Source organism: Streptomyces sp. NPDC008238 (assembly GCF_042956445.1).
Lineage (GTDB): Bacteria > Actinomycetota > Actinomycetes > Streptomycetales > Streptomycetaceae > Actinacidiphila.
Genome location: NZ_JBIBGK010000002.1, coordinates 1 through 12,634, shown reverse-complemented (window position 1 = coordinate 12,634; position 12,634 = coordinate 1). Strand labels below are relative to the sequence as shown.

General features: G+C 74.3%; 13 protein-coding genes. 11 read left to right on the top strand and 2 right to left on the bottom strand.

Annotation, left to right across the window (positions count from 1 at the left end):
- Positions 1 to 39 precede the first annotated feature (39 nt).
- The 9 genes from ACFZAU_RS04880 to ACFZAU_RS04840 all read left to right on the top strand — a co-directional run bounded on the left by ACFZAU_RS04880 (position 40) and on the right by ACFZAU_RS04840 (position 9,634).
- The gene (locus ACFZAU_RS04880; RefSeq protein WP_500551133.1) at positions 40 to 696 is read left to right on the top strand and encodes a cobalamin B12-binding domain-containing protein; all 657 of its coding nucleotides are present in this window, start codon (positions 40 to 42) and stop codon (positions 694 to 696) included.
- Entirely contained in the window at positions 696 to 2,000 is a 1,305-nt protein-coding gene (locus ACFZAU_RS04875) for a methylaspartate mutase (protein ID WP_500551132.1), read from the top strand. The genes ACFZAU_RS04880 and ACFZAU_RS04875 overlap by 1 nt, the downstream gene beginning before the upstream one ends.
- Positions 1,997 to 2,923: an amino acid ABC transporter substrate-binding protein gene (locus tag ACFZAU_RS04870; protein WP_500551131.1), complete on the top strand. Its 927-nt coding sequence runs from the start codon at positions 1,997 to 1,999 to the stop codon at positions 2,921 to 2,923. Before ACFZAU_RS04875 ends, ACFZAU_RS04870 begins: the two co-directional genes overlap by 4 nt.
- Positions 2,924 to 2,955: 32 nt before the next feature.
- Positions 2,956 to 3,933, top strand: a complete 978-nt coding sequence (locus ACFZAU_RS04865) for a DMT family transporter (protein WP_500551130.1) — start codon at positions 2,956 to 2,958, stop codon at positions 3,931 to 3,933.
- A complete protein-coding gene (locus ACFZAU_RS04860; RefSeq protein ID WP_499602578.1) occupies positions 3,930 to 4,988 on the top strand; it encodes an aspartate-semialdehyde dehydrogenase in 1,059 nt (352 codons plus the stop codon). Before ACFZAU_RS04865 ends, ACFZAU_RS04860 begins: the two co-directional genes overlap by 4 nt.
- Positions 4,985 to 6,088 (top strand): amino acid kinase family protein, encoded by a 1,104-nt coding sequence (locus tag ACFZAU_RS04855; RefSeq protein ID WP_499602577.1) that lies wholly within the window; start codon positions 4,985 to 4,987, stop codon positions 6,086 to 6,088. The genes ACFZAU_RS04860 and ACFZAU_RS04855 overlap by 4 nt, the downstream gene beginning before the upstream one ends.
- A gap of 3 nt (positions 6,089 to 6,091) precedes the next feature.
- Entirely contained in the window at positions 6,092 to 7,087 is a 996-nt protein-coding gene (locus ACFZAU_RS04850; RefSeq protein WP_500551129.1) for a TauD/TfdA family dioxygenase, read from the top strand.
- Positions 7,088 to 7,582: 495 nt separating this feature from the next.
- Entirely contained in the window at positions 7,583 to 8,626 is a 1,044-nt protein-coding gene (locus ACFZAU_RS04845) for a helix-turn-helix transcriptional regulator (protein ID WP_500551128.1), read from the top strand.
- A 111-nt stretch (positions 8,627 to 8,737) separates the two neighbouring features.
- Positions 8,738 to 9,634: a LysR family transcriptional regulator gene (locus ACFZAU_RS04840; RefSeq protein WP_499602571.1), complete on the top strand. Its 897-nt coding sequence runs from the start codon at positions 8,738 to 8,740 to the stop codon at positions 9,632 to 9,634.
- A 267-nt stretch (positions 9,635 to 9,901) separates the two neighbouring features.
- Here ACFZAU_RS04840 and ACFZAU_RS04835 read toward each other — a convergent pair whose 3' ends face one another.
- Both ACFZAU_RS04835 and ACFZAU_RS04830 read right to left on the bottom strand, forming a co-directional pair.
- On the bottom strand, positions 9,902 to 10,606 hold the full coding sequence (locus tag ACFZAU_RS04835; RefSeq protein ID WP_500551127.1) for a 4'-phosphopantetheinyl transferase family protein: 705 nt from the start codon (positions 10,604 to 10,606) through the stop codon (positions 9,902 to 9,904).
- Positions 10,603 to 11,052: a RidA family protein gene (locus ACFZAU_RS04830; RefSeq protein ID WP_499602567.1), complete on the bottom strand. Its 450-nt coding sequence runs from the start codon at positions 11,050 to 11,052 to the stop codon at positions 10,603 to 10,605. The genes ACFZAU_RS04835 and ACFZAU_RS04830 overlap by 4 nt, the downstream gene beginning before the upstream one ends.
- 119 nt (positions 11,053 to 11,171) lie before the next feature.
- On the opposite strand from ACFZAU_RS04830, the gene ACFZAU_RS04825 reads away from it, so the two are divergent.
- Entirely contained in the window at positions 11,172 to 11,387 is a 216-nt protein-coding gene (locus tag ACFZAU_RS04825; RefSeq protein WP_499514004.1) for a DUF6296 family protein, read from the top strand.
- A gap of 185 nt (positions 11,388 to 11,572) precedes the next feature.
- Positions 11,573 to 12,415 (top strand): acyl-CoA thioesterase, encoded by an 843-nt coding sequence (locus tag ACFZAU_RS04820; RefSeq protein ID WP_500551126.1) that lies wholly within the window; start codon positions 11,573 to 11,575, stop codon positions 12,413 to 12,415.
- The last annotated feature ends 219 nt before the right edge of the window (positions 12,416 to 12,634 follow it).

Below are 12,634 nucleotides of genomic sequence, written 5' to 3'. Positions count from 1 at the left end.
CCACCCGGCACCGCTGGACCCTCCGGCGGTGCGCCGCGGATGATTTCCCCGGCCCACTCCACATTCCTACCGAGGGAATCAATGACTGGCATGGCTGCCGCCTCCCGGAGGCGGATCATTGTTTCCGGTGTCTCCTCCGACGCACACATGTGGAACCTGGTGTTCCTGCAGTTGCTGCTGGAGGAGCACGGTCACGAGGTGTCCAACCTCGGCAGCCTCACCCCCGACGCGGAGATCGCCGGCGCCTGCCGCGCGCTCCGCCCGGACCTGCTGGTCATCGGCACCGTCAACGGCCACGGGCACCTCGACGGGCTGCGGCTGATCCGCGCCCTGCGCGCCGAACCGGCCCTCGCCGCCCTGCCCGTCGTGATCGGCGGCAAGCTCGGCGTCCACGGCCGCGACGACACCCGCCCCGCCGCCCGCCTGGCCGCCGCGGGCTACGACGCCGTCTTCGACGACGGCGACGACACCGGCGGCGGCGCGCTCGCCCGCTTCGAGACCTACCTGCGGGCCCTGCGCACCCCGCCCGCCCCGGGCCCCGTCGCCGGCGGCGTCCCCTTCCCGGCCGCCGCCCGGCGGCACCCCCGTCCCGCGTCGCCCGCCCGGCTCCTCGCCGCGGCGCCGGACCGGCCGGCCGGCCCACGACGAGGACGGGACTCCGCCCCGCGCCGCACCGCGCCCGGGGAGGTGGCCTGATGCCGCACAGCGCCGACCGCTTCTCCGCGTTCGTCCGCCGGGCCCGTGCGGCCGGACGGCTGGTCGTCCAGCCCCGCATGGGCTTCGGCGACCTCGGCCGGATGCGGGCCGGACTGCGCGCCGTCCGCGGGGCCCGCGCCACCACGGCCGGCACCATCACCCTCGACAGCTACACCCGCTGCCACGACTACGCCGCCGCCCGCCGCGCCCTGCGCGACCGCCCCGCCGACCTCAACGGCTTCCCGCTGCTCGCCCACGGGCCCGCCGCCGTACGGAGGTTGCTGGCGGAGACCGCCGCCCCCGACTTCCCCGTGCAGCTCCGCCACGGCACCGCCCTGCCGCTGCGCCTGCTGCGCGCCGTGGCCGCGGCCGGGATCGACGCCACCGAGGGCGGCCCCGTCTCGTACTGCCTGCCCTACAGCCGCACCCCGCTCGCGGCGGCGGTGCGCGAGTGGCGGGCCGGCTGCGAACTCCTGGCCGGGCAGCCCGTCCCCCCGCACCTGGAGACCTTCGGCGGCTGCATGCTCGGCCAACTGTGCCCGCCCTCGCTGCTGGTGGCCCTCAGCGTGCTGGAGGGGATGTTCTTCCGCGAGCACGGGCTGACCGGCATCTCGCTCAGCTACGCCCAGCAGGTCCACCCCGGCCAGGACCTGGAGGCCCTGGCCGCGCTGCGCCGGCTGGCCGCGGAACGGCTGCCCGGCACCGACCGGCACGTCGTGCTCTACACCTACATGGGCGTCTTCCCGCGCACCCCGATCGGCTCCTACCGGCTGCTGGAGCACAGCGTCCGGCTCGCGGTGCGCGGCGGCGCGGAGCGGCTGGTGGTCAAGACGCCCGCCGAGTCCCGCCGCATCCCCACCGTCGAGGAGAACGTCGAGGCCCTGGAGTTCGCACACGCCGTGGCGGAAGCGGCCGCCCGCCCCGACACCGCCGCCGGGCCCCGGCCCACCGCCACCGGCCTGTACGAGGAGGCCGGGACCCTCGTCGACGCCACCCTCGCCCTCGCGGACACCGTCGGCGACGCCCTCGTCGCGGCCTTCGCCCGCGGCGTCCTCGACGTGCCGTACTGCCTGCACCCCGGCAACGCCGGCCGCGCCCGCGCCGCCGTCGACCCGTACGGCATGCTCCGCTGGACCGAGGCCGGCGCGATGCCGGTGACCACCGCCCCGGCCGGCGGCCCCGCGGCGCCCGTCACCCCGCTCACCGCACGCGGCCTGGGCGAGATGCTCTCCTTCAACGAGCGCCGCTACGACCGCGAGGACCTCACCGGCACCGCCCGCCCGCTCCACGGGTACGCCTCATGACCGCCCCCGCACGCACGACGCCGGTGACCCTGGACGCCGTCCGCGCCCGCGGCGTCCTGCGCGCCGCCGTCTCCCTGGGCATCCGCGGGCTGTCCCTGCGCACCGCCGACGGCCGCTGGACCGGGCTGGACACCGACATCGCCCGCGCCGTGGCGGCGGCCGTCCTCCACGACCCGGAGGCCGTCGACTGGCGCCCCGTGCGGGCCGCCGACCGGCTGTCCGTGCTCGCCGCGGACAAGGCCGACCTGACGGTGTGCAACCTCACCTGGACACTGGGCCGGGAGGCCGCCCACCCGGTGCTCTTCGCCGGGATCACCGCCTACGACGGCGAGGGCTTCCTGGTGCGCGCCGCCGACGGCATCGACGACCCGGCCCGGCTCGCGGGGCGGCGGCTCGCCGTCCACACCGGCTGCACCACCCCGGTCAACCTCGCCGCCTGGTACGGCCCGCGCGGCCTGACCACCGTCCCGGTCGGCTTCGACGACCCCGCGGGCGCGCTGGCCGCGTACGCCTCCGGCGACTGCGCCGCCTACGTCCTGGACCGCATCGCCCTGGCCGGGGCCCGCGCCGGGCTGCCCGACCCGCGGGCCCACCGCATCCTGCCCGCCTCGATCTCCCGCGAGCCGATGGCGGCCGCCGTCCGCGACGCGGACCCGCACTGGTTCCGGCTGGTCCGCTGGGTGCTGCAACTGCTGCCCGCCGCCGAGCACGAGGGCACCGGCAGGGCCGCCGCGCTGGCCGGCCCGCACGGCCCCGCGGTCGGACTGGACGAGGGCTGGGCCGCCCGCGTGCTGGCCGCCGTCGGCAGCTACGCCGACGTCTACGAGCGCAACCTGGGCGCCGCGTCCGGCCTCGACGTGCCGCGCGGCCCCAACGAACTGTGGACCAGGGGCGGGCTGCACTACGCCGTCCCCCTGCACTGACCCCCGTCCGCCGCGGAAGGAGCCGACAGCGCATGAGCAGTGACGCCACACCCGCCGCACGGGCGCGCCGGGGCGCCCTCGAACTCACCGCGGCCATGGGGCTCTCCGGCACCCTCGGCGTCTTCGTCCTGGAGTCCGGGGTCTCCTCCACCACCGTGGTGCTCTTCCGCTGCGTCTTCGGGGCGGTGGCGCTGGCCGCCTACTGCCTGCTGCGGGGCCACCTCAGGAACACCGGGCTGACCCGCCGCACCTTCGCGCTCGCCGCCCTCGGCGGGGTGTGCATCGTCCTCAACTGGGTGCTGCTCTTCGACGCCTACCGCCGCACCTCGATCTCGGTGGCCACCGTCGTCTATCACACCCAGCCCTTCTACGTGGTGCTGCTGGGTGTCGCGCTGTTCCGGGAACGGCTCGACCGGCAACGGGCCGGCTGGATCGTGCTGGCCTTCGCCGGGGTGCTGCTCGTCGCGGGCCCGCCGGGGGCCGGCCCCGGCGGGGGCGGCCGGCCGCTCGGCATCGCCGAGGCGCTGGCGGCGGCCCTGCTGTACGCCTTCGCCACCGTGATCGCCAAGCGGCTCACCACCGTCCGCCCGCAACTGACCGCGCTGATCCAGGTCCTGGTCGGCATCCCGCTGCTGCTGCCGTTCGCCCGGCTCGGCGAGACCGCCGGGCTGGGCGCGCGCTGGGGCTGGCTGGTGGGCCTCGGCGTGATCCACACCTGCCTGATGTACGTCCTGCTCTACTCCTCGTACCGGAAGCTGTCCACCGACCGCATCGCGGTGCTGTCGTTCGTCTACCCGGCCGTCGCGATCCTGGTGGACCTCGCGGTCTACGGGCACCGTGTCGGGCCGGTGCAGGCCCTCGGAGTGCCACTGATCGCCGCGGCGGGACTCGGCGTCAACCTCGGCTGGCGGCTGCTGCCGCGGCGCCGTCGTCCCGCCGCGGCCGGCGGCACCGGACCGGAAGCCACGGCACCCGCGGCCGGGCTCGTCCAGATCGGAGATCCCCGATGACCCTCGTTACCGATCCCGCCGCCCCGCGCATCGCCATCGTCGGCGCGACGGGGGCCGTGGGCAGCACCCTCATCGAACTGATCGAGGAACGCGGACTGCGCTACCGCGAGGTGCACCTCGTCGCCTCGGCGCGCAGCGCGGGCCGCCACGTGGCGGTCGACGGGCGCGCCCGCGAGGTCGTCGCCCTGGAGGACTTCGACTTCGGCCGGGCCGACATCGCGTTCTTCTCGGCCGGCACGGCGGTCAGCGACAAGTGGGCCAAGTCCGCCGTCGCCCAGGGCGCCCTGGTGATCGACAACACCAACGCCTTCCGCATGGACCCCGACACCCCGCTCGTGGTGCCGCAGGTCAACGCCGCGGAACTGCACCGCCGCCCGGGCGGCGGGATCGTCGCCAACCCCAACTGCTCCACCATCCCGCTGGTCCGCGCCCTGCTGCCGGTGCAGCGCCGCTGGGGGGTCCGCCAGGTGGTGGTCAGCACCTACCAGGCCGCCTCCGGCCAGGGCCACCAGGGCATCGAGGAACTCCTGGAGGGCAGCGAGGTCGCGCTGCGCGACCCGGACGCCGACCTGCCCTCCGAGCGCTTCCGGCCCGCCCTCGCCTTCAACGTCGTCCCCTCCATCGACCGGCTGCTGGACGACGGCTTCACCCTGGAGGAGCAGAAGATGCTCCAGGAGTCCCGCAAGATCCTCGGGCTCCCGCACCTGGACCTGACCGCCACCTGCGTGCGGGTGCCCGTGGTCAACTCCCACTCCGAGGCGGTCTGGGTGGAGGCGGGCGCACCCGTGGACCGCGGGGAGCTCGTCGCGCTGCTGGCCCGGCTGCCCGAGGTCACCGTCCACGACCGGGAGCACCCGGGCGGCTTCCCGACCCCGCTCACCGCCGGGCACCCCGACCACGTCCACATCGGGCGGATCAGGGTCGCCCCGCACAACCCGCGGGGCTTCTGGATGTGGCTGGTCTCGGACAACCTGCGGGTCGGCGCGGCCCTGAACGCCGTCCAGATCGCCGAGTACGCCCTGAGCCGCGGCTTCCTGGCGGGAGGCGCGCGATGACGGCCCCGGCGGTACTGAAGTTCGGCGGGTCCACCTTCCGCACCCCCGCCGCGTACCACGACCTCGCCGCCGGCCTGGACGAGCGCATACGCCGCGAGGGCCGGCCGCTGGCCGTGGTGGTCAGCGCGATGCAGGGCGAGACCGAGGGGCTGCGCGGCCGCCTGCACGAGGTCAACCTCCGCCCCGAGGACGCCACCGCCGCGGGCATGCTCTGCACCGGCGACCTGCTCAGCGCCCACCTGCTGGCCAGCGCCCTGCACCGGGCGGGCCGCAGCGCCACCGTGCTCGCCGGGCACCAGGTCGGGCTGGTCACCAACTCCTCCTTCCTGTGGGCCCGGGTGGTCAGCACCGACCCCGGCCCGCTGCGCAGGGCGCTCGAGCGGCACGAGGTCGTCGTCGTCCCCGGCGGCCAGGCCGTCGACGGCCAGGGCCGGCCCACGTGGCTGGGCAAGAACAGCTCGGACCTGTCGGCGCTGGCCGTCGCCCGCGCCGTGGAGAGCCACGTCTGCGAGATCCACTCCGACGTCGACGGCATCTACACCTCCGACCCGCACCTGGTCACCGGGGCCCGCCTGCTGCCGCAGGTCTCGTACAACATGGCCGCCCTGATGTCGCTGTACGGGGCGAAGGTGCTGCACCGCCGCGCCGTCCAGCTCGCGCTGCGGCACCGCATCGAGATCGTGCTGCGCTACAACCGGGCCCCGTACTCCCCGGGCACCCGGATCAGCGCGGTCGGCAACCAGATGGCCGCCGTCGTCCTCGACCGGCGCTCGGTGGTGCTGGACTTCCCCGACGACGCCCACGCCGACGCCGCGCACAACGCCTTCCACGTGGCCGGCATCGACACCGTGCGGCTCACCGGCGAACCCCGAGTGGCCGTCATCGGCGGCTTCGTCGACCTGGAGGCCGTCCAGCTGCGGCAGGGCGTCACCCCGGGCCGGCGGGTGGGCGTGCCGGTGGCGGAGGTGCGCGGCAGCAAGGTCACCACCCACATCGCCGAGAGCGCCGAGGACGCCCTGCACCTCGCGCAACGGCTGCACGACCGGCTGGACTTCGCGGCCCCCGCCGGTGCCCCCGACGCCCGCCTTGTAGGAGTGTGAGCCGTGCAGGACACCTTCGCCGAGCTGGAACTGCCCGACGCGGTACGGGACGACATCGGGGAGCGGCTCGCGGCGCTCCCCGACCCGGCGCGGGACATCGACCGGGCGATGACCCGCTACCACCGGATCTTCGCCGCGCTGCCCACCGCACTGCTGCAGCGCGTCCTGGACTTCGGCCGCCACGTCGACACCCCCGGCGTAGCCCTGGTGCGCAACCTGCCCGTGGACCGGGAGCTGCCGCCCACCCCGGTGGACGGCGGCCCCAGCCGCGCCAAGCGGGGCTTCGTCGCCGAGGGGGTGCTGCTGGGCCTGTCGGGGCTGCTGGGCGAGCCGGTCGGCGTGCTCACCGAGAAGGAGGGGCGGCTGATCCACGACGTGGTGCCGGTCCCGGGCGGCGAGAGCACCCAGACCAACCAGGGCTCCGCCGTCTTCCTCAACTTCCACAGCGACATCACCCACGACCCGGCCGGGCGCTGGGACGTGGCCAACCCGGACTTCCTGGTCCTCAACTGCCTGCGCGGCGACCCCTCCGGGACGGCCGCCACCTACTACGCGGACGCCCGCGACATCTGCGGGCAGCTGGCGGACAGCGCGCTGGAGACGCTGCGCAGTCCGCTGTTCCGGCTCAACGCGCCGGGCAGCTACACCCGCGATGTCGCGGGCGGTGCGGAGGTCCTGTCGGACCCGGTGCCGATCGTCAGCGGCTCCCGGGACTTCCCCGGGATCGCCGTCTCGGCCAACGGCGTGCGCCCGCTCACCCGCGGGGCCGCGGCGGCCCTGGAACTGCTGCAGGAGGCCTGCCGCGCGTCGGCGCACGCCGTACGGCTCGAACCGGGCACGGCCCTGCTGGTCAACAACCGCAAGGGCGTGCACGCCCGCTCGCGGTTCACCGCCCGCTACGACGGCCGGGACCGCTGGCTCCAGCGCACGTACGTCCGGCGCAACCTGTGGGACATCAGGTACCGGGTCACCCCGGGCGACCGCCGCGTGCACCACTGAGCAGCCGGGCCCGGCCGGGGCGGCGGCTAGCGCGGCCGCCGCGGCCAGTGCAGAGTGCCGGATTCCTCTTCCGGGCCGCCCGGGGGCGTGGTCATGGGTTCATTCGACGACATGTTTTCTCCTTCAACCAATTACCGTGACGAATCAGGCGTGGTGGTCGCCGGCTGAATGCGTGTCGGCGCCACCGATCGGAGCCTCGTCCCACTTGTCATCCGCCAGCGTCGTGTTCCGCGGGCCGTCGCCGGAAACGACCGCGGTCCCCGGAGCGGCGGAGTAAACAACTCCGGCTGCCAGGACGATCACCGCGAAGCCCCGGGCGAGTAAATGACGAGTGCTCACCATCGTGGATCCCCCCACATCGCTTGTCTGCCGCGCCCTTTGTGGGCACCAGAACAAGGTGTCAGTTCCGGAGATCGAGTTCGACCCGCCGGAAGTGTCCTATGATGGAGCGGCAACAAGTGGATAGCGGCAAAACGGGCATGGGGTGGGTGATCGGTGGACGAGCATCGCCTGTTGGACGACCTTGCTGTTGATGCATACGAATGCGCTCTGCGAGCCGGTGCCTTCAGGGATGACGAGATCGCCGCCGAGCTGGGCGTCGACGTCGACCTGGTCGCCGAGGCCCGCAAGACCCTGGAGGAGCTGCGGCTGCTCGGCCGCGTCGGCGCCGGCCGCTCCGTCGTGGCGCTCGACCCGGACGTCGCGGAAGCGGAACTGGTGACTCCGCTGGAGCTGTCCATCGCCCACCGCCGGCAGGAGATCGCCGGGATACACCGTCAGTTACGGGCGCTGTCCGCCGTCTACCGCACGAGCGACCGGGCCGCCCCCGACGACGTGCCGGTCAGGGTGCTGGACGACTTCGAGGAAGTGCGCAGGGAGATCGACCTGGCGCGGCGCCGCTGCACCGAGGAGCGGTTGAGCCTGCAGCCCGGCGGCGGTCGCAGCGCCGAACTCCTCGAGCAGGACCTGGTGCAGACCCTGGAGATGCGGCGCCGCGGGATCCGCATCCGCACGCTCTACCAGCACACCGCCCGCACCAGCCTCGCCACCCGTACCTACGTGCGGCAGATATGCGAGGGGGGCGCCGAGGTCCGCACCGCCGAGGAACTCTCCGAGCGGCTGATCATCTACGACCGCAAACTCGCGTTCATACCGAAGGAGCGGAAGGGAAAGGAACCGCCGGGTGCGGCGATTGTCTCCGATCCCACGCTGGTCGCCTATCTGTGCCGGTCGTTCGAGTCCATATGGCAGGCCAGTCAGCCCTTCGACGTGGGCCGGACCGCCGAATACCACCAGGTCACCGAGGACTTGCGGCTGTCAATCCTGCGCTTGATGGCCATGGGATTGAAGGACGAGGTGATCGCCCGGCGGCTCGGGATGGCGACCCGTACATGTCGTCGCCACATATCCGTAATCATGGAGGAACTCGGCGCCACCAGCAGATTCCAGGCGGGATTGCTGATCGGCCGCCAGGGATTGATCCCCGACGGCGACGTCGTTCCGGCCGATCCCGGCGAGGACGATGTGTCCCCATGCTGACGGGGGTTGTCCTCGATCAGACAACCCGGAGTTCTGGCGCCCGGCACCGGCCACTTGATTTCCTGTGGAGGGAGTATTGATCCGGCGTGAGCCGAACCACGGGAGGGGTCAATGGACATTCGGCAGCTGGCGACGTTCCACAAGGTGGCGACGCTGCTCAGCTTCACCCGGGCGGCGACGGAACTGAAGTACGCGCAATCCAGCGTCACGGCCCAGATCAAGGGGCTGGAGATGTCGCTCGGGGTCGACCTCTTCGACCGTCTCGGGGGCCGCATCCAGCTCACCGAGGCCGGCCAGCGGCTCCTGCCGTACGCCGAGCAGATGCTCTCGCTCGCCGGGGAGGCGCGCGGTGCGACCCTGGGCTCGGAGGAGCCCTCGGGAGTGCTGACGATCGGTTCGATGGAGAGCATCACCTCCTACCGGATGCCCCCCTTGCTGGAGTTCTTCCACCACCGCTACCCGGCCCTGCACATCGTGCTGCGCCCCAGCCTCTGCGCCGAGACCTGCCACGCGCTGCGCCAGGGCATGTTCGACATGGGCTTCCTGATGGAGGCCGAGACCCAGCACCCCGGCGTGCAGACCGAGGTGCTCGGCTCCGAGCCGCTCACCGTGGTCGCCGCGCCCGACCACCCGCTGACCGGGTTCGACAAGATCACCACCGATGACCTCCGGCAGGTCCAGGTGATATCCGCCGAGGCGGGCTGCGCCTACCGCGAGTTGTTCGAGGCCGAGCTCAACGACGGCACGGGCGAGTCGCTGCCCTTCCTGGAGTTCGGCACCATCGAGTCCATCAAGCGCGGGGTCGCCGCGGGCCTGGGCATCAGCCTGCTGCCCACCGCCACCGTCGTCGACGCCCTGGAGGCCGGCACCCTGGTGACCCTGCCGTGGCCGGTGCCCTTCGAGGTGCACACCCAGATCGCCTGGCGGCGCGGCAAGAACCTCTCCCGCGAGATGCGGGTCTTCGTCGACCAGACGATGCGCTTCCTCGCGGAGGAGTACGCACGCTAGGGCCTGTGTCGAAAGTAGCGTCGGCCGCCCGGAGGGCGGGTCCCGCGGCTCCCCCAGCTTGCGCCGGGAAGTGCCCCCTGGTGCGGTGCATCGCAAGGCGGAGAGTCGTCCTCGTAGTGGGCTACTCGGACGATTCGACAACGCAGCGTGGGGGCACCTCCCAGCGCAGCTGGGGGAGCGTCGCGGGACAGGCGGGACTTTCGAAACGGGCCCTGGAACCGGTCCCCGGGCAGGGGTGAACGGGAACGGCCGCGGGGCCGGAGGGCGTCAGCCCAGTCGTACGGCGACGGCCGCCCGGTGGCCGTCCCCGACGGCGACGTCGGAGAGCGACCAGCCCTCGGGGCCCGCGGCGGGAGCGGGGCCCGAGCCGACGTAGTCCTCCGACAGGTCCCTGGCCAGGCCGGTTCCCAGACCCTTCAGGTACGCCTCCTTGCGCGCCCAGGCCCGCGCGAAGGCCTCCCGGCGCTCCACCGGCGGCAGCGCCCCCAGTTCGGCCACCTCCGCCGGGTGCAGCGAACGCCACACGCCGTCCACGGCCTCCTCGCCGGGCAGCGCCTCCACGTCCACCCCCACCGGGCCCGCGGCGATGGCCACCAGCGTCAGCTCCCGGGAGTGGGAGAGCGAGAAGTGCGGGGCGCCGCCCTCCACCGCGGGCCGGCCGTGCGGGCCGCCGCAGGCCGGGCAGTCCTCCCGGACCAGCGGCACCGAGCCGGGCGGGGTCCCCAGGTACGCCGCCAGCAGCAGGCGCAGCGCCACGTGCGCGGTGACGTAGCTGGTGCGGTCGCGGTCGAAGTGGAACGCGGAGGCCCGCTCGCGTTCCTCCCGGTCCAGCAGCCCGGGCGCCAGGTGGACGGCGGCGGCCGCGTTCGCCGCCGTGTCCACCAGGCAGACCCGCGGCGGGTCGCCGGGCCCCGGCGGGGTGAGCCGCCGGGCCGCGGCCGTCACGGAGAACCGCTCCGGGACCAGGGTCACGGCCGGTCCGCCCCTCCCGCGGACGCCGCGGGGACGATCGCGAACGCCTCGACCTCCAGCAGCAGTTCCGGTCGGAAGAGCGCGGCCACCTGCACCGCCGAGCTGGCCGGGGGCCGCTCGGTGTCGACGTACGCGTCGCGCGCCTCGCGGACCGCGGGCAGGAAGGCGACGTCGGTGACGAAGAAGGTCAGCTTGACCACGTCGCCCCATCCCGCCCCGGCGGCCGCCAGGCAGCGGTCGAGGTTGGCGAAGACCTGCCGCGCCTGCGCCGCCGGGTCGCCCGGCCCCACGAGCCCACCGTGCTCGTCCACCGCGATCTGGCCCGAGACGGCGACGAACCGGCCCTCGCCCCACACGACGTGGCTGTAGCCGGTGCCCGGGAGGACACCCTCCGGAGCGGCGACGTGGGTGAGGTGCGGCACGTGTTCCCCCTTGATGATCGACACCGCTCCATGCTCTCCCACGGGGTCGATCCCGCGCCACAGCGGACGTCATGACCGGTGTCATTGGCCAGTGATTCTCTGGGCATAAATCGTCATATGGGCGGAGACAGGAGGTTCCCCTCATGAGTCATGCCGAAACCTACGATCTGACCTTCCCCGTCTCCGGCGACACCGTGGTCGTCAAGCGCACCGAGCGCAAGGGTGCCGGGGGACACCCGGTGTACAGCGACGACACGGGCATCGTCCAGGCGGAGATCAGCGACCGCGGGGAAGTCCGCATGCTCGCGACGGGCGGGCACCAGCACCACGACGTCCCCTCGCGGGCGACGCCGCACTGAGCCTCCCGCCGCCCGGCGCCCTTCCGCCGCGCCCGGCCCCCGTCGCTGTGCGTGACCGTACGGACCGGACCCGTCGCCGCCCGCCCGGCCGACGTCGCCGGCCGGGTTCCGACTCGATTTGAATATCCAACCCACTGCACTACCGTGGACCGGGACACCGCACCCACACCCCGCAGGGGGACGTCATGCCCGGCCCGACCACCGACACGGGCGCGGACACCGCGGATGCCCCCGGCACCGCGCCGTCCGCGGACGACGGCACCTTCCGCATCGACCGCTCCTGGTGGTCCTGGAACGGGGCGCAAGGCGGCTACGTCGCCGCCCTCGCACTCGCCGCCATGTGCGACGACCTGGCCGCCCGCACCGGCGAGCGGCCCCCGGTCCGCACCCTCGGCGCGCACTTCCTGGCCCCCGTCGACGAGCGCCCGCTGCGCCTGGCGGCCAGCCCCCTGCGCGAGGGCCGCCGCACGTCCGTCTCCTCGGTCACCGCACTGCAGGACGGCTCCGCCGCGCTCACCGGCAGCGCCGTGTTCGGGCGGAGCGAACCCGGCCCCGCCCACGCCGCCACCCCCGCGCCCGCCGTCCCCGGGCCCGGTGTGTGCCCGCCGCTCACCCTGCCGCGCTCGCTGGCGGCGTTCGCCGCCCACCTGGAGATCCGCCCGGCCGGCGACGCGCGCCCCCTGGCCGGCGGGGAACGGGCCGAACTCACCGCCTGGATGCGCTTCGCCGACGGCCGGCCGCTGGACCCGCAGGCGCTGGTCGTCCTCGCCGACGCCCTGCCGCCCGCGCTGTTCGCGGTGTGGACCGAGCCCCGTCCGGTGCCGACGGCCGAACTGACCGTCCACTTCACCGACGTCCTGGACGCCGGGCCCGCACGGGGCTGGGCGCTGGTCCGCAGCCGCACCGAGCACGCGGGCGGCGGCTGGGCCGTCGAGGACAGCGCCGTGTGGGCCGAGGACGGCCGGCTGCTCGCCCTCGCCCGCCAGGCGCGCGCCGTACGCGACTTCCGCCCCGGCCGGCGGGGCTGACCGGCCCGGCTCCCCGCGCGTCACCGTCCGTCCCCACACCCACGGCGGGGGGGGGGGGGGGGGGGCGGCCCGGGGGGGGGGGGGGGGGGGGCGGGGGGGGGGGGGGGGGGGGGGGGGGGGGGGCCCGGTGTCACGGGCGGGTCGGCGTCGTCTCGTCGGGCTTCCACGCGCTGACGCCCAGCTTGCCCGTCGTGCCGAGGTCGAACTCCGGGGTCAGCG